Here is a 23,013-nt window from a genome sequence, read left to right on the forward strand (position 1 = left end):
TGGGGCGGGACACGCGGTGGGCCCGGGGGCCAGGGACGGTACGAGGCCGCGAGGACCCCCGCCCCGGAGTGCTGAGGACCCCCGCCCCGGAGCGCTACGGGACGACGACGACCTTCGCGCCGATCGCCGCGAACTTCCACATCGCGTCGCCGTCGGCCCGCTTCATCCGGACACCGCCGGTCTTCTTCGCCGGGTCGGGGCTGGCCATCGAGCCGTCCATCGCCGCGCTGAAGCCGATCGAGACGCCCTCGACGGTCGCGAAGCGCACCACGTGCTCGATCTGCACGCCGTCCGAGCCGGGGACCTTCCCGGAGCGCGAGGTGACCGCGTAGGTGCCCGGCTTCGGGTCCACCGTCGACGGCATCACGGCGAACGTGCGGGGCTCGCCCTGCTCGCCCACCAGCCACACCCGCCGGTCGGCGAGCGCGTACACCACGCGCACACCGGTTCCCGAGTCCGCGGGGACGGCGAGCGGGTCCGCGGGCCTGGCCTCGGGGCTGCCGGACGGGCCGACGGCGGGGGACGAACTCGTCGGACGGGGGGCTGCGAGGCTGTCGGGGACGTTCGCCGAGGCCTGATAGGCGAGGAACCCGACGGCCGCCAGCGCGGCCGCCGTGAGCCCGGCCACGAGTCCCGAGCTGCTGCGTGCCACCGTGCCCACCCTTCGCATCCGTGTTCCGGTCGTAGTCCCGGTCGTGGTGACGTTAGCAGCAGCCGTCCCGTTCGCCGGGCACCGTGCCCCCGCCCCGGGAGCCGTAGGCTGTTCGCGTGCTCTTGCTCGCCATGGATACCGCCACTCCCGCCGTCACCGCCGCGCTCCACGACGGCACGTCCGTCGTCGCCGAGTCCAGCCGGGTGGACGCCCGCCGGCACGGCGAACTGCTGCTGCCCGCCGTCGACCGCGTCCTCGCCGAGGCGGGTGTGAAGCTCGCCGCCGTCACCGGTCTGGTCGTCGGCGTCGGGCCGGGCCCGTACACGGGACTGCGCGTCGGACTCGTCACGGCGACCACCTTCGCCTCGGCGCTCGGCATCCCCGTGCACGGCGTGTGCACGCTGGACGGCCTCGCCTGGGCCTCCGGCCTCGACGGCCCGTTCGTGGTGGCCACCGACGCGCGCCGCAAGGAGGTGTACTGGGCCCGCTACGACGACGCCCGGACCCGTGCGACCGACGCCGCGGTCGACCGTCCGGACGACATCGCCGAGCAGGTCGCGGGCCTGCCCGCGGTCGGCGCCGGCGCGGTCCTCTACCCGGACGCGTTCCCGGACGCCCGCGGCCCCGAGCACGTCAGCGCGGGGGCGCTCGCGGGGCTGGCGGCCGAGCGGCTGCGCGCCGGCGCGGACTTCCTGCCCCCGCAGCCGCTGTACCTGCGCCGCCCCGACGCGCAGGTCCCCAAGAACTACAAGGTGGTCACACCCAAGTGAGCACCGCCGTGCTGCGCGAGATGCGCTGGTGGGATCTGGAACCGGTGCTGGAGCTGGAGCACGAGCTGTTCCCGGAGGACGCCTGGTCGCCGGGGATGTTCTGGTCCGAGCTCGCCCACTCCCGCGGCCCCGGTGCCACCCGCCGCTATGTGGTCGCCGAGGCCGGCGGCCGGGTCGTCGGCTACGCGGGGCTCGCCGCGGCGGGCGGCCTCGGCGACGTGCAGACCATCGCCGTGGAGCGCGGCCAGTGGGGCACCGGGCTCGGCGCCCGGCTGCTGACCGACCTGCTCCAGCACGCCACCGCCTTCGAGTGCGAAGAGGTCCTGCTCGAAGTGCGCGTGGACAACACCCGGGCCCAGAAGCTCTACGAACGCTTCGGGTTCGAGCCCATCGGCTTCCGCCGCGGCTACTACCAGCCCGGCAACACCGACGCCCTCGTCATGCGACTGACCGTACAAGGAACAGAGACCACTGATGGCTGACGAACCGCTCGTACTCGGCATCGAGACCTCCTGCGACGAGACCGGCGTCGGCATCGTCCGCGGCACCACCCTGCTCGCCGACGCCATCGCCTCCAGCGTCGACACCCACGCCCGCTTCGGTGGCGTGGTGCCGGAGATCGCCTCGCGCGCCCATCTGGAGGCGATGGTCCCCACCATCGAACGCGCCCTGGCGGAGGCCGGTGTCAGCGCCCGCGACCTCGACGGCATCGCGGTCACGGCGGGGCCGGGGCTGGCCGGCGCCCTGCTGGTCGGCGTCTCGGCGGCGAAGGCGTACGCGTACGCCCTGGACAAGCCGCTCTACGGGGTCAACCACCTCGCCTCGCACATCTGCGTCGACCAGCTGGAGCACGGCCCGCTGCCCGAGCCGACGATGGCCCTGCTGGTCTCCGGCGGTCACTCGTCGCTGCTGCTCGCGCCCGACATCACCGCGGACGTCCGGCCGATGGGCGCGACGATCGACGACGCGGCCGGCGAGGCGTTCGACAAGATCGCCCGGGTGCTGGACCTCGGTTTCCCCGGCGGTCCGGTGATCGACCGGCTCGCCCGGGAGGGCGACCCGCGGGCCATCGCGTTCCCGCGCGGCCTGAGCGGGGCGAAGGACCCGGCGTACGACTTCTCCTTCTCCGGGCTGAAGACGGCCGTGGCGCGCTGGATCGAGGCGAAGCGGGCGGCGGGCGAGGAGGTCCCGGTGCGGGACGTGGCGGCCTCCTTCCAGGAGGCGGTCGTCGACGTGCTGACCCGCAAGGCCGTGCGCGCCTGCAAGGACGAGGGCGTCGACCATCTGATGATCGGCGGCGGCGTCGCGGCCAACTCCCGGCTGCGCGCACTCGCCGAGGAGCGGTGCGAGCGGGCCGGCATCCGGCTCCGGGTGCCCCGCCCCAAGCTGTGCACCGACAACGGCGCGATGGTCGCCGCGCTCGGGGCGGAGATGGTCGCCAGGAACCGGCCGGCGTCCGACTGGGAGCTGTCGGCGGACTCCTCGCTGCCCGTGACCGAGTCCCACGTGCCCGGCAGCCACCACCACGGTCACGGCCACGACCACGACCACGTCCACGAGATCAGCAAGGAGAACCTCTACTCGTGACGATCGTCGCCCTGATGTGGGAGGCCCGCGCCACGGAGGGCCGCGGGCCCGAACTGCTGGAGTGGGCCCGCTCCCGGGAGCTCGCCCGGGAGCCCCTGCGCCGCGAGACGCTGCGTGCGGCGGGCGACCGGGTGCTGGTCATCACCTGGTGGGAGGCTTCCGGCACCGCCGCGGACCTGCCCGAACTGCCCGAACCGGCACCGGACATGATCACCCGTCCGGTCCACCGCTGGCGTTTCGAGTCGCTGGGCTGACCGGCGCGCGCCGGCCGGCCCCGGCAGGGACGCGGTGCCGCCCGGCGAGGACCGGCTCCGGAACCACGGATCGGCCCGCGCGGCCGCCGGACCGGCCCGCGCGGCCGCCGGACCGGCTTGCCGGGCACGCCCGCACGCAGGCGCCGCCGTGCCCGACGGGTCCCGCGGAGAGATTCCCGGAAGAATTTCCGCCGCCCGTGTCGATCCGGCCCGCCGCCGTTCGACGCACGGGTGAGAGCGGGGAACGGTCCCGCCCGCACACGATGGAGGAATCACCATGCCGCGCTTCCTTTCGATGGTCCGCATCGACGAGAACGAGATGGCCGGAGCCGACTTCCCGGAGGAGTTCGACCAGCGGATGGGCGCCCTCCTGGAGGAGATCACCAAGGCCGGCGTCATGCTCGACACGGCGGGCCTGATGCCCACGTCCGAGGCCACCCGGGTCACCTGGTCCGGCGGCAGGGTGTCGTACACCGACGGCCCCTTCACCGAGACCAAGGAGGTCGTCGGCGGCTACGCCATGATGCAGTGCAAGGACATGGCCGAGGCCGTCGAGTGGGCCCGGCGCTTCGTGGAGGTGCACCCGGCCGAATGGTCGGTGACCTGCGAGGTCCGCGAGATCCAGGCGGGCTGAGTTTGCCCCCGCACCGGGCGGCTGCTCTCATGGGTGGCCGTGACGGCAGCAGGGGCGCAGCAGACGGTCGAGACGGTCGAGGCGGTTTTCCGGATCGAGTCCGCGCGGATCATCGCCGGGGTCACCCGCGTCGTACGGGACGTCCAGATCGCCGAGGAGATCGCCCAGGACGCGCTGGTCGCCGCCCTGGAGCAGTGGCCGGAGTCGGGTGTCCCGGACAGACCGGGCGCCTGGCTCATGGCCACCGCCAAGCACCGGGCGATCGATCTCGTACGCCGCAAGGAGACGTACGCGCGCAAGCTCGCCGAGGTGGGGCGCGCCCTGGAGGACGCGCCGCCGCCGGCCGAGCCCTCGGGCCCGGACGACATCGACGACGACCTGCTGCGGCTCATCTTCACGGCCTGCCATCCGGTCCTGTCGACGGACGCCCGGATCGCCCTGACGCTGAGGCTGCTCGGCGGGCTGACCACGGACGAGATCGCCCGTGCCTTCCTCGCCGCCGAACCGACCGTCGCGCAGCGCATCGTGCGCGCCAAACGCGGCCTCGCCCGCGCCGGCGTGGCCTTCGAGGTGCCGTACGGCGCCGACCGGGCCGAGCGGCTGGGGTCCGTCCTGGAGGTCGTCTACCTGATCTTCAACGAGGGGTACGCGGCGACCGCGGGCGACGACCTGGTCCGCCCCGCGCTCTGCGAGGACGCGCTGCGGCTCGTCAGGGTCCTCCAGGGCCTGATGCCCGCCGAACCGGAGGTGCACGGGCTGGCCGCCCTGCTGGAGTTCCAGGCCTCCCGCATCCGGGCGCGCACGGCCCCGGGAGGCGAGCCGGTCCTGCTGGCCGACCAGAACCGCACCCGGTGGAACGGCCTGCTGATGCGCCGCGGTGTCGAGGCGCTGCACCGGGTCGGCGGCGGCCCGTACGGCCCCTACGCCCTCCAGGCGGCGATCGCGGCCTGCCATGCGCGGGCCGCCCGCTACGAGGACACCGACTGGGCGACGATCGCGGCGCTCTACGCGCAGCTGGCGCGCGTCGTCCCGTCGCCCGTGGTCGAGCTCAACCGGGCGGTCGCGCTCTCCATGGCCGACGGCCCCGAGGCCGGCCTCGCCCTGGTGGACGCCCTGACCGGCGAACCGGCCCTGAAGGACTACCACTTGCTGCCGAGCGTCCGCGGCGATCTGCTGGCCCGGCTGGGCCGTCACGAGGAGGCGGCCGCCGAGTTCGCGCGGGCCGCGGGGATGGCGCGCAACACCCGGGAGAGGGACCTGCTGCTCGACCGCGCCGCGCGCGCCCGCGCCGGACGGCCCTGACGCCCGCCCGCGCCGGACGGCCCTGACGCCCGCCCGCCGGGGCGGCGACGGCGAACGGGCGTGCGAGCGCTGCCGATAGGGTCGCCTCATGTCCCGCCGTGATCCGCTCCCGCCTCTGCCGCCTCCCCGGGGAACCGGTGCGTGGCCGCACCGCCACGCGATGCTCGCCGACCGGGCGAGGGCGCTGGAGGAGCTGCACCGGCGGAGCATCGGGGTGCCGGTGCTGGCCGGGCTGTGGTCACTTGCGGGCGCGTTCGCGGTGGGCTGGGTGCTGTTCGCGTCGGCCCTGCGGTCCCTCCTGGAGACGCCCGACCCGCTGGGCATGCTGTTCGCCGGGGTGCTCGCGGTCGTGGGGCTCGGCTTCATGGTCCCGGCCGGGCTCCTGATCGGCTTCGGCCTCGCGCGCGACGGCAGGGTCCGCGGCGGGCTGCGGGCGTGGGGCGCGCTCGACAGCGACCCGCCCAGGGACGCCGCGTTCGTCACCCCGGGACTCGGACTCACCTGGCTGCTGCCGTCGTTCGCGCTGTGCGGGGCCGGTCTGTGGCTCTGCTTCGTGGTCCCCGCGACCGCGCAGCGGGGCGAGGACACCCTCCCGGGCGTGGTGCTGCTGATGGGGCTCGGCATGACCGCCTGGCTCACCGGCCTGATCGGCGCGGCCAAGGCGGTCGCCCACTACCGCTGGGCCCTGCGGCTGCTGCCGCGCGGCACCGGAGCGGGCGCCTCCGCGGCCCGCTGACCCCGCCCGCCGGCCCACACCGGCGCGTCCTGCCCGCACCGCCGCGTCCCGCCCGCCCGGACGCGGGGCACCTGCCGGTGCGTTCCGCCCCGCGCCCGCGCACCCGGCGTCCCGTACCCGGCTCCGTGCCCGTTCCTCCGGCCTGCAGCCCCGCCAGTCCGCCGCCCCGCCGGTCCGGCCCGGCCGCGTACCGGTGCGTCCCGTGGGCTCCCGCCGGCGCCGACCGCCCGAGCTCCGCGCCCGTCACCCCGGCCCGCGGCACCACGGCCGCACCCGCCCGCCTCACACGAGGCCCGCCCGCCTCACACGGGCCGGCCCACCAGCATGGCCGGCGCCCCCGCGACCCGGGTGAGGAACACCGTGGCGGCCCGGGGGCCCTGCGGTCTCACCCGGCGGCGCAACTCCTCGGGCTCGACGGCGGAGCCGCGCTTCTTGACCGTCAGGTTCCCCACCTCGCGCTCGCGCAGCAGGGCCTTCAGCTTCTTCACGCCGAAGGGGAGCTGGTCGGTGATCTCGTAGGCGGTGGCGAACGGGGTCGGCCGCAGCACGTCCGAGGTGACGTACGCGATGGACGCGTCGATCAGCCCGCCTTCCAGCTCCTCGGCCGCCTCGGCCACCAGGTGGGACCGGATGACCGCGCCGTCCGGCTCGTAGAGGTAGCGCCCGAGCGGCCGGACGCCGGGGTCGGGCAGCCCGCGGCCGGTGAGCGTGTGCGTGCCGGGCAGCAGCGTCGCCCGCACCGTGCCCGGCGAGGTGCCGAACCAGAGCACGGCCTCTTTCACGTCTCCGCCGTCCGAGATCCACTCCGCCTCGGCGCCCTCCGGGACCGCCTCGTGCGGAATGCCGGGCGCCACCTTCAGGGCGGCGTGCGGACGGGCGCGAGCCGCCCCGACGGCCCAGGACAGCGGGGGCGAGTACGCCTCGGGGTCGAAGATCCGGCCGCGTCCGCCGCGCCGTGCGGGATCCACGAACACCGCGTCGTGGCCGGAGGTGTCGACGTCCGCCACGTCCGCGCACCGCACCTCGATGAGGTCGGCCAGGCCGAGGGCGGCCGCGTTGGCGCGTGCCGCCTCGGCCGTGAGCGGGTCGCGGTCGACGGCGAGGACGCGGATGCCCGCGCGGGCGAGGGCCAGGGCGTCGCCGCCGATGCCGCCGCAGAGGTCGGCCACGCTGCGCACCCCGAGCTCCGCGAAGCGCGCCGCGCGGTACTCGGCGACCGTGCGCCGGGTGGACTGCTCGACGCCGTTCGGGGTGAAGAACATCCGCCCGGCGTCCTCGGCGCCGAACTTCGCCGCCGCCCGCTGCCGCAGCCTCGCCTGGCCGAGGGCCGCCGACACCAGGGCGGCCGGGTGGTCGCGGCGCAGCCGGGTCGCGACGGCCAGTTCGTCGGCCGGGTCGTAGGAGGCCAGCGAGGCGAGCAGGGCGGCGCCCTCGGCGGTGCGCAGGGCGGAGAGGGCGGCGAGCGGATCGAGGTCGTTCACCGGGCCATTGTCGGCCAGGCGGGGGACGGGCCGGGCAGGGAGGCGGTGTCTGCGGGGCTGCGGGGAGTCGCGCTGACAGGATGCGACGCCATGCAGCTAGTACGACAAAAGCGAAATATGGGAGCGCGCCGGGTCCGTGTGATCGTCGCCGTGCTCGTGGTCGCCGCCCTCGGCGCGGGCTGTGCCGCCGAGGGCTCCGGGGGCGCTCGCCCCGCGAGCCCCTCGGCCGGCGCGCAGGCCGGGCGCGGCCCCGGGGCGGCGAAGGAGGAAGCCGGCGCGTCCGGCACCCTGGCCGCCCACCTGGAGAAGGTCCGGCGCAACCAGGCGCTGCGCGCGGCGGCCGCCAGGAAGTGGGGCCTGGCGCGGACCCCGCTCGCCGCCCCGCCGCCGCCCGCGGTGAAGCCGCGGATCACCACCCGCAAGGGCTTCGAGGTCAAGGGTGGAGAGAGCCTGCCGCCCGTCTTCACCACCGTGCCCACCAAGGAGAAGATCGTCTTCCTGACGATCGACGACGGCGCGGAGAAGGACCCCGAGCTGCTGCGGATGATGACCGAACTCCAGATCCCGTACAGCGCCTTCCTCAGCGACTACGTCATCGACGACGACTACGGGTACTTCGCGAAGATGCGGGACGCCGGGGCGGCTCTGCACAACCACACCCTCAACCACCGCTATCTGCCCGGCCTCTCCTACGCTCAGCAGCAGCGGGAGATCTGCGGCCAGCAGGAGAAGCTCCAGAAGCGGTACGGCACCCGGCCCCGGCTGTTCCGCCCGCCGTACGGCAACTACAACGGCGACACGCTGCGGGTGGCGAAGTCCTGCGGCGTCGAGGCCGTGCCGCTGTGGGCCTCCGAGGCCTTCCCCGACCACATGGAGTGGCGGGAGTGGGACCGCGACCTGCACCCGGGCGACATCATCCTGACCCACTTCCGCGGCAAGGGGGACTGGAAGGGCACCATGCCGGACATGATCCGGCGGGTGATGCAGACCGTGACGGAGAAGGGCTACGCCGTCGCGAAGCTGGAGGACTACGTCTGACGCCCGCCGCGGCCCCGGCCGGCGCGGACGCGCCCGCCGGGGCCGCGGCGCGCCTTCCGCCGCCGACCCGCGCCGCCCGGTCCGCAGGCGGCCGGAACGGGTCGTGAGGTGGCGTGATCGGGACGGCGCGACCGAGTGGATTGGCACTCCGCTTGACCGAGTGCTAATCGCGGTCATAGTCTCGCTCCTGGCACTCACCACTGGAGAGTGCCAACACAGCGACGGGCAGGTCCGGCACCCGCGACGACGGATCCACCTGGTCGCCACCTCAGACAGTTAACCCCGTGAGATCTCCGAAGGGGGAGGTCGGATCGTGACGACCGCCAGCTCCAAGGTTGCCATCAAGCCGCTCGAGGACCGCATCGTGGTCCAGCCGCTCGACGCCGAGCAGACCACGGCCTCTGGCCTGGTTATTCCGGACACCGCCAAGGAGAAGCCCCAGGAGGGCGTCGTCCTGGCCGTTGGCCCGGGCCGCTTCGAGAACGGCGAGCGTCTTCCGCTCGACGTGAACGTCGGCGATGTCGTGCTGTACAGCAAGTACGGCGGCACCGAAGTGAAGTACAGCGGCGAGGAGTACCTCGTCCTCTCGGCTCGCGACGTGCTCGCGATCGTCGAGAAGTAATTCACCGATTTACTTCGATCTGCGCCCCTGGTCACCCTGCTAGTTGCCGGGCGGCGAGGGGCGCGGGTCGTTTCGAGAGGACTTGAGAAGCTCCATGGCGAAGATCCTGAAGTTCGACGAGGACGCCCGTCGCGCCCTCGAGCGTGGCGTCAACAAGCTTGCCGACACGGTCAAGGTGACGATCGGCCCCCGCGGCCGCAACGTCGTCATCGACAAGAAGTTCGGCGCCCCCACCATCACCAACGACGGTGTCACGATCGCCCGCGAGGTCGAGGTCGAGGACCCGTACGAGAACCTCGGCGCGCAGCTGGTGAAGGAGGTGGCGACCAAGACCAACGACATCGCGGGTGACGGTACGACCACCGCCACCGTGCTGGCCCAGGCCCTGGTCCGCGAGGGTCTGCGCAACGTCGCCGCGGGTGCCTCCCCGGCCGCCCTGAAGAAGGGCATCGACGCCGCCGTCAAGGCCGTCTCCGACGAGCTGCTCGCGACCGCGCGTCCCATCGACGACAAGAGCGACATCGCCGCCGTCGCCGCGCTGTCCGCCCAGGACCAGCAGGTCGGCGAGCTCATCGCCGAGGCGATGGACAAGGTCGGCAAGGACGGTGTCATCACCGTCGAGGAGTCCAACACCTTCGGCCTGGAGCTGGACTTCACCGAGGGCATGGCCTTCGACAAGGGCTACCTGTCCCCGTACATGGTGACCGACCAGGAGCGTATGGAGGCCGTCCTCGACGACCCGTACATCCTGATCCACCAGGGCAAGATCTCCTCCATCCAGGACCTCCTGCCGCTGCTGGAGAAGGTCATCCAGGCGGGTGGCTCCAAGCCGCTGCTGATCATCGCCGAGGACGTCGAGGGCGAGGCCCTGTCGACCCTGGTCGTCAACAAGATCCGCGGCACCTTCAACGCGGTGGCCGTCAAGGCCCCCGGCTTCGGCGACCGCCGCAAGGCGATGCTCGGCGACATGGCCACCCTCACCGGTGCCACCGTCATCGCCGAGGAGGTCGGCCTCAAGCTCGACCAGGCCGGTCTGGACGTGCTGGGCAGCGCCCGCCGCGTCACCGTCACCAAGGACGACACCACCATCGTGGACGGCGGCGGCGACTCCGCCGACGTGACGGGCCGCGTCAACCAGATCAAGGCCGAGATCGAGTCCACCGACTCCGACTGGGACCGCGAGAAGCTCCAGGAGCGCCTCGCGAAGCTGGCCGGCGGCGTGTGCGTGATCAAGGTCGGCGCCGCCACCGAGGTGGAGCTGAAGGAGAAGAAGCACCGTCTCGAGGACGCCATCTCCGCGACCCGCGCCGCGGTCGAGGAGGGCATCGTCTCCGGTGGTGGCTCCGCCCTGGTCCACGCCGTCAAGGTCCTCGACGGCAACCTCGGCAAGGACGGCGACGAGGCCACCGGTGTCGCGGTCGTCCGCCGCGCCGCCGTCGAGCCGCTGCGCTGGATCGCCGAGAACGCCGGCCTCGAGGGCTACGTCATCACCTCGAAGGTCGCGGAGCTCGAGACGGGCAACGGCTTCAACGCCGCGACCGGCGAGTACGGCGACCTGGTCAAGGCCGGCGTCATCGACCCGGTCAAGGTGACCCGCTCCGCGCTGGAGAACGCCGCTTCCATCGCCTCCCTGCTGCTCACGACCGAGACCCTGGTCGTCGAGAAGCCGGCCGAGGAGGAGGCCGACAGCGGTCACGGGCACGGCCACGGCCACAGCCACTGACGACGCATGCCGGTGCGGCCCGCCGCACCGGCACCGGGCCCTCGCCCCCCGCGGTCACGCGGGAGGCGAGGGCCCGTCGCGTTCCCGGCCCGCCGCGTTTCCCGGCCGCGGGGACGCGTCCCCGCGGACCGGACGGTGCGGGCGGCGCTCAGGCCGCGCCGAGCTGCTTCATCAGCCCCAGCAGGTCGAAGTGCCACCAGCCTTCCCTGATCTTCCCGTTCTCGAAGCGGAAGACCGTCGTCCCGGTCATGGTGCACTCGTCACCGCTCGCCGGGATGCCCATGAACGCGGCCTTGTGCCGGCCGCTCCAGGTCCAGAGCATCACCACGTCGTCGCCCTCGCACACCTGCCGGTCCAGCTCGAAGGTGAAGTCGAAGGCGGCACGCCACATGGTGACGTCCCGGCGTATCACCTCGGTGCCGGTCTCGGAGCCGGCCTCGTTGGCGACGTCGTGGTCGGTGTAGTCGTCGGCGAACATCTCGCCGATCGCGTCCATGTTCCCGCCGACGGCGACCTCGTGGAAGAACCGGCGCGCGACCGCCGCGTTGAGCTGCTCCTCCCGCACCACGTCCAGGTCGGTGAACGACGGCATGCCGTCGCAGAGCGCCACCATCTCCTGGAACATCCTGTCCGTCTCCGGAAGACGGGAGTTCCGCATCGCCTCCTCGTAGGAGCTGAACTCCACGATGTCGACGTAGTGCCTGCTGTCGGTGCGGTCCTTGCCGGTGACCGCGTGACCGGTGGTCCGCTTGCCTCTGGTCTGCTCGACCCAGCGTTCCATCACGTCGTTCATGCCGTCGAAGTCGGCGGTCTTGTAGTCGATGATCTGCATGAATTTCATGGCGCCTCCCGCCACAGGAGATGCTTCCATTTTAGTGATGCAGATCACATTCGCCCGGTCGTCCGGGCCCGCCTCACCGCGGCCCGTACCTGCGTCCCGTCCGTGACGTCAGCCCGCCGAGCAGCCCGCGCGGCGTCAGCTTCACCACGCCCATCAGCGCCTTGTACCGCGGGTCCGGGACCGACACCGACCTGCCCCGGGCCAGGTCGGCGAGGGCCGCGGACACCAGCTTGTCGGCGTCCAGCCACATCCAGCCGGGGATGTTGTCCGTCCCCATGCCCGCGCGCTCGTGGAACTCGGTCCGCACGAAACCCGGGCACAGCGCCATCAGCCGCACCCCCGACCCCGCCAGGTCGCGCGCCGCGCCCTGGGTGAACTGCACGACCCAGGCCTTGGAGGCCCCGTAGGTCCCGCGCGGGACGAACGCGGCCACCGACGCCACGTTCACCACGCCGCCCCGCCCGCGGTCCCTCATCGGGCCGGCCGCCGCCGCGGTCAGCCGCAGCACGGCCTCGCAGTGCACCTTCAGCATGGTCAGCTCGTCGGCCATGCCGACTTCGAGGAACCTGCCCTTGTTGCCGAAGCCGGCGTTGTTGACGAGCAGGTCCACCGGGTGGCGCCGGTCCGCGAGCCGCCGTTCGACGGCGCTGATGCCGTCCTCGGCCGACAGGTCGGCGGTCAGCACCTCCGCCTCGATGCCGTGCCGGTCGTGCAGCTCGGTGGCCTGCTCGCGCAGCCGGGCCGTGTCACGGGCGACGAGCACGAGGTTGTGCCCGTCGGCCGCGAGGCGCCGCGCGAAGGCGGCGCCGATGCCCGCGGTCGCGCCCGTGATCAGTGCAGTCGTCATGCACGGCACGGTAACGGTCCGCCACCGGGCGCCGCGCCACGGCCCTCCCTCCCGGGGTCGGCGTCACACCTGCCCGGCGCCGTCGCCCGCCCCGTGCTTCGCCACGTAGGCGAGCGCGTCGCGCAGCTGCTCCGGGTGGAGCGCCTCGCCCGCCGCGAGCACCCGCGGCAGCAGGGTGCGCTCGACGGTCTCCGCGCGGAACGACATCGCGACGGTGACGTCGTGTCCGGGACGGTGCACGATCTCGACGGTGTCGCCCGCGCGGATCTCGCCGGGCGTGATCACCCGCAGGTACGCCCCGGGCGCGGCGGCCGCGGTGAACCGGCGCACCCAGCCGCGCTCGCCGAGATGGCCCGCGAAGGTCCGGCACGGGATGCGCCCGCTGGTCACCTCCAGCACCAGCTCGGCGCCGATGCGCCACCGCTCGCCGATGAGCGCCCCGGTCACGTCGACCCCGGTGGTGGTGAGGTTCTCGCCGAACGCGCCGTTCGCCAGCGGCCTGCCCAGCTCACGCTCCCAGGCGTCCAGGTCCTCGCGGGCGAAGGCGTACACCGCCTGGTCGCTGCCGCCGTGGTGGCGCAGGTCGGAGATCTCGTCCCCGGCCAGCCCGCTGCCGCCGCTGCCCTTGGGCCCGGGGTCCGTCACCAGCACGGGGGCGTCGACCGGCCCCTTGTCGATCCCGGTGGTGCCGACGGCGGCATGTTCGGAGGGCTTGATGCGGCCGGTGTTCACGGACAGAAGCTTCATGGACGCACGCTAACCCGGCCGGGCCCAAAGGAACCATCGAATAAGTCATCGCCACCCCAAGCCTGCCTTATGCTCGAAGGATGATCGAGGCCCGCCATCTCCGTGTCCTGCGCGCCGTCGCCGCCACCGGCTCCTTCTCCGCGGCCGCCCGCGACCTGGGGTGCACCCAGCCCGCGGTGAGCCAGCAGATGAAGGCCCTGGAGAGTTCGGCGGGCACCCCCCTGCTCATCCGCACCGGCCGGGAGATGCGGCTGACCCAGGCCGGCGAGGCGCTGGTGCGCCACGCCGCGGGCATCCTCGCCGGGCTCACCGCCGCCGAGGAGGAGATCGCGGCGATCGCCGGGCTGCGCGCCGGACGGGTGCGGCTGGTGTCGTTCCCGAGCGCCAGCTCGACCCTGGTCCCGGCGGCGCTCGCGGCCCTGCGGGCCGCCCACCCCGGCACCCGGGTCTCCCTGGTCGACGCCGAACCGCCGCGCTCGGTGGAGATGCTCCGCGACGGGGACTGCGACATCGCGCTCGCCTTCCGCTACGGAGCCGGTGGCGGGGAGTGGGACGACCTGACCGTCCGGCCGCTGCTCACCGACCGCCTCGTGGGGCTGGTGCCCGAGGGGCACCGGCTCGCCGCCGAGGACACCGTGGCCATCAAGGACCTCGCCGACGAGCCCTGGATCGCCGGCTGTCCGCGCTGCCGGCGACAGCTCGTGGACGTGTGCGAGGAGGCCGGCTTCACGCCGCGCATCGACTTCGCCACCGACGACTACCCGGCCGTGATCGGCCTGGTCGGCGCGGGCCTGGGGGTCGCCGTGCTGCCCGAGCTGGCGCTGGACTCAGTCCTCCCGAGGGGCGCCCGCACCGTCACGGTCGAGCCGCCGGTCCGCCGCGAGATCGTCGCGCTCACCCTGCCCGACCTCTCCCAGGTCCCCGCCGTCGCGGCCACCCTCGGCGAACTCGCCCGCGCCGCCTCCCGCTGACGCCGCCCGCCGCCCGCTGACGCTCCCGCCGCCCGCCGCGCGGCGGCCCGGACGCAGGAGCCGGTCCCGGCGGCTTCGCCGGGACCGGCACGGAGTGACCTCCCGGACCGCGCCTCGGCGCCTCCGGTGCAGGAACGTTTCTTCGATTGCTGTTCCGGGCTTCAGCCCCTTGCCGTGCCGCCCGCGCTCGCCGCGGGGACCAGGCGGTGGCGGGCACGGCCCATGAGCTCCTCGCGTTCGTCCTCCGTCAGTCCGCCCCAGACGCCGTACGGCTCACGGACGGCCAGCGCGTGCGCCGCGCACTCCGCCCGCACCGGGCATCTCATGCAGACCTCTTTCGCCGAGTTCTCGCGCGCGCTGCGCGCTGCACCGCGTTCGCCCTCCGGGTGGAAGAAGAGCGAGCTGTCGACCCCGCGGCATGCCGCGAGGAGCTGCCAGTCCCACAGATCGGCGTTGGGTCCGGGAAGGCGAGAGAAATCTGCCATAGCGCATGTCCCCTTGAAACCGTGCTGGGTGGATGGTCCTGGGTGGAACAGGACCGCTACGAACGGGCAGGCCCGCGGGCCGGCGCTCGGCCGGATCAGGCATCCCACGCTGTGCCAACGACCGTACATCTCCTGTGTAAGTAGATGTAAATATGACTCATCTGCGAATCTAGCCAAAGACACCAGCGAAAGGGAAGAAAAGCGTCTGAATGGGGCATGACTGCCGGGTACCGGCGAGGTGACCTGCGGCGCTCCCCTCCGCACACGTACGCTCACGCTGGGTGCGAAGACCCTCGCTCCCCCCGTAACTCTTTCGAGTGACCATCGTTGAGAGTGCGGAGGCGGTTGAAGCGACAAGCTCTCGGGCACATGTCCGACAGCGTTCAACCGCACAGGTGACGACACGTACTCAGCCTGGAGGCACAAGGTGACGCGCAACAGCTGTGCGAGTCACGGAGGTCAGTCATGACTTCCGTCCTCGTCTGCGACGACTCCCCGCTCGCCCGAGAAGCGCTGCGCCGCGCGGTCGCGACCGTGCCCGGTGTCGAACGCGTGACGACCGCGGCCAACGGGGAGGAAGTCCTCCGCCGCTGGGGCGCGGATCGCTCGGACCTCATTCTCATGGACGTGCGCATGCCCGGTCTGGGCGGCGTCGAGACCGTGCGCCGGCTGCTGTCGGCCGACCCCGGTGCGCGGATCATCATGCTGACCGTCGCCGAGGACCTGGACGGCGTCGCGCTGGCGGTCGCCGCGGGGGCCCGCGGCTATCTGCACAAGGACGCCTCGCGGGCCGAGCTCCGCGCGACCGTCACCCAGGCGCTCGCCGACCCGACGTGGCGGCTCGCCCCGCGCCGGCTGCGCTCGGCCGAGATGGGGGCGGCGCCCACGCTCACGGCGCGCGAGATCCAGGTGCTGGAGGGCATGAGCCACGGCCGGTCCAACGCGGAGATCGGGCGTGAGCTCTTCCTCTCCGAGGACACGGTGAAGACGCACGCCAGGAGGCTCTTCAAGAAGCTCGGCGCCTCGGACCGGGCGCACGCGGTGGCCCTCGGATTCCGCTGGGGCCTGGTTCGCTGACGGGTCCGGCACGGGGTGACGGATGCCCGAGGGCATCCGTTTCCCGCGCAATGCCGCATCCTTGAGGTGTGGAGTTCCTCGGGGACGATTCGGTCGAGCGGAAGGGGAGGGCGCAGGAGATGAGTTCCGGCGCACCTGCTCATAACGCTTCGGTGCACAACATGGGACGCGGTGCCACGGGCGCTTCGACGCCAGGGCACCATGGACCGATGCGTGACGACGAGGCGACGGGCGCCCAGGGGGCCATCGGTGCACTCGTCCACCGTGCCGTCGACGGCGACGAGCAGGCCACGCACGACCTGCTCGCGCACGTCCATCCGCTGGCCCTGCGCTTCTGCCGCTCGCGTCTCAACCGGCTGCCCGGCGACGCCCGCCACTTCGCGGACGACCTCGCGCAGGAGGTGTGCGTGGCGGTGCTGATGGCCCTGCCGCGCTACCGCGACACCGGTCGCCCCTTCGAGGCGTTCGTCTTCGCCATCGCCTCGCACAAGGTCGCCGACCTCCAGCGCGCCGCCATGCGGCACCCCGGCTCGACGGCGGTGCCGTCGGACGAGATGCCGGAGCGCCCGGACGACTCCCTCGGGCCCGAGGAGCGCGCGCTGCTCAGCGACGACGCGGAGTGGGCCAAGAAGCTCCTCGCCAACCTCCCGGAGAACCAGCGCGAGCTGCTGGTGCTGCGCGTGGCGGTCGGGCTCACCGCGGAGGAGACGGGGCAGATGCTGGGGATGTCGCCCGGCGCCGTCCGGGTCGCGCAGCACCGCGCGCTCAGTCGGCTGCGGGCGCTCGCCGAGCAGTGAACGCCCGCCCGGCGGACCCCGTACGAACACACAAAGCTGCTCGACGATCTTGATCGTGGAATGAGACGGCCCGAGAGGCCGTTAGCATGGACATCCGCACCGATCAAGGTTATTGGGGAAGGTGTCATGACCAACGTCGACGGAGTGCCCGAGAAATTCGCGACACTCGGGCTGACCTACGACGATGTGCTGCTGCTGCCGGGTGCCTCCGACATGGCTCCCGACCAGATCGACACCTCCTCGTACATCTCGAAGAACGTGCGGGTGAACATCCCGCTGCTGTCCGCCGCCATGGACAAGGTCACCGAGTCGCGGATGGCCATCGCCATGGCCCGGCAGGGCGGCGCCGGCGTGCTGCACCGCAATCTCTCCATCGCCGACCAGGCCAACCAGGTCGACCTGGTCAAGCGCTCCGAGTCCGGCATGGTGACGGACCCGATCACGGTCCACCCGGACGCCACCCTCGCCGACGCGGACCGGCTCTGCGCCAAGTTCCGCATCAGCGGTGTGCCGGTCACCGACGCCGCGGGCAAGCTGCTCGGCATCGTCACCAACCGGGACATGGCCTTCGAGTCCGACCGCACGCGCCAGGTGCGCGAGGTCATGACGCCGATGCCGCTGGTCACCGGCAAGGTCGGCATCTCCGGCGTGGACGCCATGGAGCTGCTGCGCCGTCACAAGATCGAGAAGCTCCCGCTGGTCGACGACGGGGGCATCCTCAAGGGCCTGATCACGGTCAAGGACTTCGTCAAGGCCGAGAAGTACCCGAACGCGGCCAAGGACAAGGAGGGCCGCCTGCTCGTCGGCGCGGCCGTCGGAGTCGCGGGCGACGCCTTCGAGCGCGCCCAGGCGCTGATCGAGGCCGGCGTCGACTTCATCGTCGTGGACACCGCCCACGGCCACTCCCGGCTGGTCGGCGACATGGTCGCCAAGATCAAGTCGAACGCCTCGGGCGTCGACGTCATCGGCGGCAACATCGCCACCCGGGACGGCGCGCAGGCGCTGATCGACGCCGGTGTGGACGGCATCAAGGTGGGCGTCGGCCCCGGCTCCATCTGCACCACCCGGGTGGTCGCCGGCATCGGCGTCCCGCAGGTCACCGCGATCTACGAGGCCTCGCTCGCCGCGAAGGCCGCCGGGGTGCCGGTCATCGGCGACGGCGGCCTCCAGTACTCGGGCGACATCGCCAAGGCGCTGGTCGCCGGCGCGGACACCGTGATGCTCGGCTCGCTGCTCGCGGGCTGCGAGGAGTCCCCGGGCGAGCTGATGTTCATCAACGGCAAGCAGTTCAAGTCGTACCGCGGCATGGGCTCGCTCGGCGCGATGCAGTCCCGCGGCGACCAGCGCTCCTTCTCCAAGGACCGCTACTTCCAGGAGGGCGTCGCCTCCGACGAGAAGCTGGTGCCCGAGGGCATCGAGGGCCAGGTGCCGTACCGGGGGCCGCTCTCCGCCGTCGTCCACCAGCTGGTGGGCGGGCTGCGCCAGTCGATGTTCTACGTCGGCGGACGCACCGTGCCGCAGCTCCAGGAGAACGGGCGCTTCGTGCGGATCACCTCCGCGGGCCTCAAGGAGAGCCACCCGCACGACATCCAGATGACGGTCGAGGCGCCGAACTACAGCAGGAAGTAGCCGCGCCTCCCGCCGGACTCCGCCAGGGGCGGTCCCGGGCCGCCGGACACCGATGGCACGCCACCGGTGTCCGGGTCGCCGGGGCCGCCCCTCGCACGTGTCGGGGATACTGGTGGGGCAGACGTAGAGGGAAAGGCCACACATCGTGACTGAGATCGAGATCGGGCGCGGCAAGCGCGGCCGCCGGGCGTACGCGTTCGATGACATCGCCGTCGTACCGAGCCGGCGCACCCGGGACCCGAAGGAGGTCTCGATCGCCTGGCAGATCGACGCCTACCGCTTCGACCTCCCGTTCCTCGCGGCCCCGATGGACTCGGTCGTGTCCCCGGCGACCGCCATCCGCATCGGCGAGATGGGCGGTCTGGGCGTCCTGAACCTCGAAGGACTGTGGACCCGTTACGAGGACCCGCAGCCGCTGCTCGACGAGATCGCGGAGCTCGACCCGGAGACCGCCACGCGCCGTCTCCAGGAGATCTACGACGCCCCGATCAAGGAGGAGCTGATCGGGCAGCGCATCAAGGAGGTCCGCGACTCGGGCGTCGTGACCGCCGCCGCGCTCTCCCCGCAGCGCACCGCGCAGTTCTCCAAGGCGGTCGTGGACGCCGGTGTCGACATCTTCGTCATCCGCGGCACCACGGTCTCGGCCGAGCACGTCTCCGGCGCCGCCGAGCCGCTGAACCTCAAGCAGTTCATCTACGAGCTGGACGTCCCGGTCATCGTCGGCGGCTGTGCCACCTACACCGCGGCGCTGCACCTGATGCGTACCGGCGCGGCGGGCGTGCTGGTGGGCTTCGGCGGCGGCGCCGCCCACACCACCCGCAACGTGCTGGGCATCCAGGTCCCGATGGCGACCGCCGTCGCCGACGTGGCCGCGGCCCGCCGGGACTACATGGACGAGTCCGGCGGCCGGTACGTGCACGTCATCGCGGACGGCGGCGTGGGCTGGTCCGGCGACCTGCCCAAGGCCATCGCCTGCGGCGCGGACTCGGTGATGATCGGCTCTCCGCTCGCCCGCGCCACGGACGCGCCCGGCCGGGGCCGCCACTGGGGCATGGAGGCGGTCCACGAGGACGTGCCGCGCGGCAAGCTGGTCGACCTGGGCATCGTCGGCACCACCGAGGAGGTGCTGACCGGACCGTCGCACACCCCCGACGGCTCGATGAACTTCTTCGGCGCGCTGCGCCGCGCGATGGCGACCACGGGCTACAGCGAGCTCAAGGAGTTCCAGCGTGTCGAGGTGACCGTGGCGGACTCGCAGCACCGCCGCTGACCCCGGCACACGACCTGGCCCCGGCACCTCGGCGGGTTCTATTGATCCCCGCAACACCCTGGAGTTCAGGGAGTTGCGGGGATCGTGGATTTCGAGGTGCTGAGGGCGAGGTTCTTCGAGGCGCTGGGCAAGGAGAACGGCAGCATCACTGCTGCGGCTCGTGCAGTGGGAGTGAACCGCAATACGGCGTTCGGATGGGCACGCCAGGCCGGAGTCCGTGGTCGTGGCAAGCCTCGCAGGCCCGGCCACCCCGGTCGGGCGGAGTACGAGCGGCTGCGTGCGGCGGGAGTCCGGCGCCGTGAGGCCGCCGGGCGGGCTGGTGTCCATGAGCGCACCGCTGAGGACTGGGACCGCGGTATCCGGCAGATCGGCCACTCGCGCCTGCACCCCGACGGGCGCCGCATCGACTACAAGACCGGTGTGACCACCATCGGCGCCACCTCTTCGGAGTTGTCCCTCGCAAGGGTCGAGGCCGAGCTGCACCCACGGTTCCTCACGGTCACCGAGCGGGAGGTGATCGCCGATCTGCGCCGTGAGGGCCGGTCGCTGCGCGCGATCGGACGGGCACTGGGCCGACCGGCCTCCACGGTCAAGCGCGAGATCGACGCCCGGTCGGTCGACGGCGTCTACCGGCCGCACCGGGCCCAGCGAGCATGGGCGAGGAGCCGGTCACGCGCCAAGGACTCCAAGCTCGCCCAGGACGGCCCGCTCCGCCGGTTCGTCGCGGACAAGCTGCAGGAACAGTGGTCACCCGAGCAGATCTGCCACGCTCTGCTCATCGAGTTCCCCGACGACGAGAGCATGCGGGTGAGTCCGGAGACGATCTACCAGGCGATCTATGTCCAGGCCCGTGGCGGACTGCGACGCGAGGTCGCACTCGCGCTGCGCACCGGTCGCACCCGGCGCAAGCCTCACCGCAGCCCGGAGCAGCGCACCCGCCGGTTCGTTGACGAGATGGTGATGATCTCCGAGCGGCCTGCCGGGGTGGAGGACCGGGCGGTTCCCGGCCACTGGGAAGGCGATCTGATCGTCGGCTCCCGCAGCGACAGCGCGATCATGACCCTGGTCGAGCGCTCCACCCGTTATGTCCTGCTCGGGCATCTGCCCGGCGGGCATACCGCCGAGGAGGTCCGCGATGTGCTGGTGCCCTTGATCCAGACCCTGCCCGGGCACCTGCGCGGCTCGCTGACCTGGGATCAGGGCTGCGAGATGGCCGCCCACAAGCAGTTCACCATTGCCACGGGAGTGCCGGTCTACTTCTGCGACCCGCACTCACCCTGGCAACGCGGCTCGAACGAGAACACGAACGGCCTGTTGCGGCAGTACTTCCCCAAAGGAACCGACCTGTCCGTGCACAGCGCCGAAGACCTCGAACACGTCGCCCAGCGACTCAACGGCCGGCCACGCAAAACGCTCGGCTGGAGAACCCCAGCCGAGCGCCTGCGTGATCTACTGACGCCCACGTAGACCGTCAGGTGTTGCGAGGACCCCAAGAATCCGCCCTCTCGGTGCCGGGGCCAGGTCGTGTGTGCGGTGCCGGGATCAGCCGTTGGCCTTCTTGGCGCCACCGAAGGCGGTGATCGCGCCGATGGCCAGGAAGAGGTACGTCATGCCGTCGGCCACTTCGGACCAGGCGTCCGTCAGCAGGCTGAACTGGTCGAAGAACACGTCCGTGAAGGAACCGCCCAGTTCGTCCGCGACGATCATGGCGATGCCGACGAGCTGGCCCAGGTAGACCGCGCCGACGGCGAGCACGGCGCTGACGATCGGGAGCACCGGGTTGGGGCCGCCGACCTTGGCGGCGGCGAAGCCGATCAGGAAGCCGACGGCGACGGCCGCGTAGCCGACCTCGGCCTCGATGGCCCCCGCGAGCGCGCCGTAGGCGCCGGCGCTGACCAGGGCCGCCACGACGGCGACGACCAGGCCCAGGCCGATGTTGTTGCGGACCGGGGCGGGCGGCGGTGCCGGGGCGAAGGGGTTGCCCGGCGTGCCCGGGGTTCCCTGGGCGTACGGGTTGCCGGAGGGCGGCGGTACGGGCTGGGACATGCGAAAGTTCCCCCTGAAGGCGTGAGATGCGTCGCACGACCGTGCGAGCGATTCCGGACAGTAGCAGCCCGGTCGGACAGAACGCCCGTCGGTTACCCGACCGTTGCATGTCCGCGACATGTCTCACAGCCGGTGCGCCGCGCCCGCGGGCGTCGCTCCCCTTGTGTCCAGCAGGAGTTGGGCCTTCACGGCGAGTCCCTGGAGGTCGTAGGTGCGGTGGTGCTGGAGGAGCACGGTCAGGTCGGCGCGGGCGGCGGCCTCGTAGAGGGAGTCGGCGCGGGGCACGGGCACCTGGCCGACGCGCCAGTCCGGGACGTGCGGGTCGTGGTAGCTGACGGCGGCGCCCATGTCCATCAGCCGCCGGGCGATCTCCGGGGCGGGGGAGCCCTGGAGGTCGGCCAGGTCGGGCTTGTAGGTGACGCCGAGGAGCAGGACGCGGGCTCCGCGCGCGGACTTGCCGTGCTCGTTGAGGAGGGTGGCGCAGCGCTGGATCACGTACTGGGGCATCCGGGTGTTGATGTCCTGGGCGAGGCCGACCATGCGCAGTGTGCGGCCGGTCGGAGGGAGGACCCCCGGGTCGAGCGCCACGCCGTGGCCGCCGACGCCGGGGCCGGGGCGGAACGCCTGGAAGCCGAACGGCTTGGTCTCGGCGCAGCGGATGACGTCCCACAGGTCGATGCCCAGGCCGTGGCAGAGCACGGCCATCTCGTTGACGAGGGCGATGTTGACGTGCCGGAAGTTGGTCTCCAGGACCTTGACGGTCTCCGCCTCCCGCAGCCCCCGCGCGCGCACCACCTTGTCGGTGAGGCGGCTGTAGAAGGCGGCGGCGGACTCGGTGCAGGCGGGGGTGAGGCCGCCGATCACCTTGGGGGTGTTGGCGTAGCCGTGGTCGCGGTTGCCGGGGTCGGTGCGGCTGGGGGAGTAGGCGAGGTGGAAGTCGCGTCCGGCGCGCAGCCCGGAGCCCTCCTCCAGGAGCGGGCGCAGGAACTCCTCGGTGGTCCCCGGCTGCACCGCCGACTCCAGGATGACGGTGGTGTGCGGGCGCAGCCGGGACGCCAGGGCGCGTGCGGCGTCGCCGAGCGCGGTGAGGTCGGGCGTGCCGTCGGGGCCGGGCGGGGTCGGCGCGCAGACGACCGCGGTGCGCACCCGGCCCAGTTCCGCGGGATCGTCGACGGTGCGGAAGCCGGCGGAGAGCATGCGGCGGATCTCCGCGGCGGTGATGCCCGCCGCCGGTTCGGCCGGGTGCGGGCCGCCGGGGTCGTATCCGATGGTCTCGATGCGTGCGGCGACGGCGGCCTGGGCGAGGGGCAGACCGAGGTGGCCGAGGCCGACGACGGCGAGATCAGCGGGCATGGCGGGCCGTCCTTCCCATAACCGGAGGTGACACAGGACGCAAGCCCTGTGGGCGGAACGGGCGTGCGCAATGTCAGACTAGGCGTAAATATGACCGTGATGTCGGATTGTGGGCGCGTGGCTAACGGGGTGTTATCCACAGGCAGTGGCT

The 23,013-nt window shown here is 72.5% G+C and carries 24 protein-coding genes; 16 read left to right on the top strand and 8 right to left on the bottom strand.

The genetic code is table 11. The features are described 5' to 3' along the window. Window positions 1-94: 94 nt before the first annotated feature. Window positions 95-670, bottom strand: coding sequence for a hypothetical protein (locus IAG43_RS18980; RefSeq protein WP_187741896.1), 576 nt, complete (start codon window positions 668-670; stop codon window positions 95-97). A 113-nt stretch (window positions 671-783) separates the two neighbouring features. On the opposite strand from IAG43_RS18980, the gene tsaB reads away from it, so the two are divergent. The 7 genes from tsaB (at window position 784) to IAG43_RS19015 (ending at window position 5,935) form a co-directional block, all read left to right on the top strand. After that, window positions 784-1,422 (top strand): tRNA (adenosine(37)-N6)-threonylcarbamoyltransferase complex dimerization subunit type 1 TsaB, encoded by a 639-nt coding sequence (tsaB, locus tag IAG43_RS18985; protein WP_187744534.1) that lies wholly within the window; start codon window positions 784-786, stop codon window positions 1,420-1,422. Window positions 1,423-1,442: 20 nt separating this feature from the next. Beyond that, a complete protein-coding gene (rimI, locus tag IAG43_RS18990) occupies window positions 1,443-1,904 on the top strand; it encodes a ribosomal protein S18-alanine N-acetyltransferase (RefSeq protein WP_187744535.1) in 462 nt (153 codons plus the stop codon). Then, window positions 1,897-3,009 (top strand): tRNA (adenosine(37)-N6)-threonylcarbamoyltransferase complex transferase subunit TsaD, encoded by a 1,113-nt coding sequence (tsaD, locus tag IAG43_RS18995; protein WP_187741897.1) that lies wholly within the window; start codon window positions 1,897-1,899, stop codon window positions 3,007-3,009. Before rimI ends, tsaD begins: the two co-directional genes overlap by 8 nt. Continuing rightward, window positions 3,006-3,263, top strand: coding sequence for a hypothetical protein (locus IAG43_RS19000; RefSeq protein WP_187741898.1), 258 nt, complete (start codon window positions 3,006-3,008; stop codon window positions 3,261-3,263). The genes tsaD and IAG43_RS19000 overlap by 4 nt, the downstream gene beginning before the upstream one ends. Before the next feature lie 277 nt (window positions 3,264-3,540). Beyond that, the gene (locus IAG43_RS19005) at window positions 3,541-3,897 is read left to right on the top strand and encodes a YciI family protein (RefSeq protein ID WP_187741899.1); all 357 of its coding nucleotides are present in this window, start codon (window positions 3,541-3,543) and stop codon (window positions 3,895-3,897) included. Window positions 3,898-3,930: 33 nt separating this feature from the next. Then, window positions 3,931-5,199 carry an RNA polymerase sigma factor gene (locus IAG43_RS19010; protein WP_187741900.1) on the top strand — a complete coding sequence of 423 codons (1,269 nt, stop codon included), beginning with the start codon at window positions 3,931-3,933 and terminating at the stop codon, window positions 5,197-5,199. A gap of 88 nt (window positions 5,200-5,287) precedes the next feature. Next, the gene (locus tag IAG43_RS19015) at window positions 5,288-5,935 is read left to right on the top strand and encodes a hypothetical protein (RefSeq protein ID WP_187741901.1); all 648 of its coding nucleotides are present in this window, start codon (window positions 5,288-5,290) and stop codon (window positions 5,933-5,935) included. Between the two features lie 302 nt (window positions 5,936-6,237). On the opposite strand, the gene IAG43_RS19020 is transcribed toward IAG43_RS19015, so the two are convergent. Further along, window positions 6,238-7,416: a class I SAM-dependent methyltransferase gene (locus IAG43_RS19020; RefSeq protein ID WP_246574423.1), complete on the bottom strand. Its 1,179-nt coding sequence runs from the start codon at window positions 7,414-7,416 to the stop codon at window positions 6,238-6,240. 90 nt (window positions 7,417-7,506) lie between these two features. On the opposite strand from IAG43_RS19020, the gene IAG43_RS19025 reads away from it, so the two are divergent. The 3 genes from IAG43_RS19025 to groL all read left to right on the top strand — a co-directional run bounded on the left by IAG43_RS19025 (window position 7,507) and on the right by groL (window position 10,799). Beyond that, window positions 7,507-8,454: a polysaccharide deacetylase family protein gene (locus tag IAG43_RS19025; RefSeq protein ID WP_187741902.1), complete on the top strand. Its 948-nt coding sequence runs from the start codon at window positions 7,507-7,509 to the stop codon at window positions 8,452-8,454. A gap of 313 nt (window positions 8,455-8,767) precedes the next feature. Then, window positions 8,768-9,076, top strand: coding sequence for a co-chaperone GroES (gene groES / locus IAG43_RS19030; RefSeq protein WP_147987721.1), 309 nt, complete (start codon window positions 8,768-8,770; stop codon window positions 9,074-9,076). 94 nt (window positions 9,077-9,170) lie between these two features. Further along, on the top strand, window positions 9,171-10,799 hold the full coding sequence (groL, locus tag IAG43_RS19035) for a chaperonin GroEL (protein ID WP_187741903.1): 1,629 nt from the start codon (window positions 9,171-9,173) through the stop codon (window positions 10,797-10,799). A gap of 148 nt (window positions 10,800-10,947) precedes the next feature. On the opposite strand, the gene IAG43_RS19040 is transcribed toward groL, so the two are convergent. The 3 genes from IAG43_RS19040 to IAG43_RS19050 form a co-directional block, all read right to left on the bottom strand. Continuing rightward, window positions 10,948-11,640 (bottom strand): ester cyclase, encoded by a 693-nt coding sequence (locus IAG43_RS19040; RefSeq protein WP_187741904.1) that lies wholly within the window; start codon window positions 11,638-11,640, stop codon window positions 10,948-10,950. Between the two features lie 73 nt (window positions 11,641-11,713). Continuing rightward, window positions 11,714-12,487 carry an SDR family NAD(P)-dependent oxidoreductase gene (locus tag IAG43_RS19045; protein ID WP_187741905.1) on the bottom strand — a complete coding sequence of 258 codons (774 nt, stop codon included), beginning with the start codon at window positions 12,485-12,487 and terminating at the stop codon, window positions 11,714-11,716. Window positions 12,488-12,550: 63 nt separating this feature from the next. After that, window positions 12,551-13,234, bottom strand: a complete 684-nt coding sequence (locus IAG43_RS19050) for an MOSC domain-containing protein (RefSeq protein WP_187741906.1) — start codon at window positions 13,232-13,234, stop codon at window positions 12,551-12,553. An 80-nt stretch (window positions 13,235-13,314) separates the two neighbouring features. Here IAG43_RS19050 and IAG43_RS19055 point away from each other — a divergent pair, with 80 nt between their 5' ends. Then, a complete protein-coding gene (locus tag IAG43_RS19055) occupies window positions 13,315-14,205 on the top strand; it encodes a LysR family transcriptional regulator (RefSeq protein ID WP_187741907.1) in 891 nt (296 codons plus the stop codon). Window positions 14,206-14,366: 161 nt separating this feature from the next. Here the strand turns inward: IAG43_RS19055 and IAG43_RS19060 are convergent, their stop codons facing one another. After that, complete coding sequence (locus IAG43_RS19060; protein WP_187741908.1) at window positions 14,367-14,690, bottom strand: WhiB family transcriptional regulator; 324 nt, start codon at window positions 14,688-14,690, stop codon at window positions 14,367-14,369. 465 nt (window positions 14,691-15,155) lie between these two features. Here IAG43_RS19060 and IAG43_RS19065 point away from each other — a divergent pair, with 465 nt between their 5' ends. From IAG43_RS19065 to IAG43_RS19085, 5 genes are all read left to right on the top strand, one after another. Further along, window positions 15,156-15,767: a response regulator transcription factor gene (locus IAG43_RS19065; protein WP_003948568.1), complete on the top strand. Its 612-nt coding sequence runs from the start codon at window positions 15,156-15,158 to the stop codon at window positions 15,765-15,767. A 209-nt stretch (window positions 15,768-15,976) separates the two neighbouring features. Further along, the gene (locus IAG43_RS19070; protein WP_187741909.1) at window positions 15,977-16,564 is read left to right on the top strand and encodes a sigma-70 family RNA polymerase sigma factor; all 588 of its coding nucleotides are present in this window, start codon (window positions 15,977-15,979) and stop codon (window positions 16,562-16,564) included. Window positions 16,565-16,690: 126 nt separating this feature from the next. Then, complete coding sequence (gene guaB / locus IAG43_RS19075) at window positions 16,691-18,193, top strand: IMP dehydrogenase (protein WP_187741910.1); 1,503 nt, start codon at window positions 16,691-16,693, stop codon at window positions 18,191-18,193. Window positions 18,194-18,338: 145 nt separating this feature from the next. Continuing rightward, window positions 18,339-19,463, top strand: a complete 1,125-nt coding sequence (locus IAG43_RS19080) for a GuaB3 family IMP dehydrogenase-related protein (RefSeq protein WP_187741911.1) — start codon at window positions 18,339-18,341, stop codon at window positions 19,461-19,463. 273 nt (window positions 19,464-19,736) lie between these two features. Continuing rightward, window positions 19,737-20,930: an IS30 family transposase gene (locus IAG43_RS19085; protein WP_223006038.1), complete on the top strand. Its 1,194-nt coding sequence runs from the start codon at window positions 19,737-19,739 to the stop codon at window positions 20,928-20,930. 75 nt (window positions 20,931-21,005) lie between these two features. On the opposite strand, the gene IAG43_RS19090 is transcribed toward IAG43_RS19085, so the two are convergent. After that, window positions 21,006-21,509 (bottom strand): hypothetical protein, encoded by a 504-nt coding sequence (locus IAG43_RS19090; protein WP_187741912.1) that lies wholly within the window; start codon window positions 21,507-21,509, stop codon window positions 21,006-21,008. A gap of 123 nt (window positions 21,510-21,632) precedes the next feature. After that, on the bottom strand, window positions 21,633-22,862 hold the full coding sequence (locus tag IAG43_RS19095) for a nucleotide sugar dehydrogenase (protein WP_187741913.1): 1,230 nt from the start codon (window positions 22,860-22,862) through the stop codon (window positions 21,633-21,635). Between the last annotated feature and the right edge of the window lie 151 nt (window positions 22,863-23,013).

The sequence above is a fragment of the Streptomyces genisteinicus genome (assembly GCF_014489615.1).
GTDB lineage: Bacteria > Actinomycetota > Actinomycetes > Streptomycetales > Streptomycetaceae > Streptomyces > Streptomyces genisteinicus.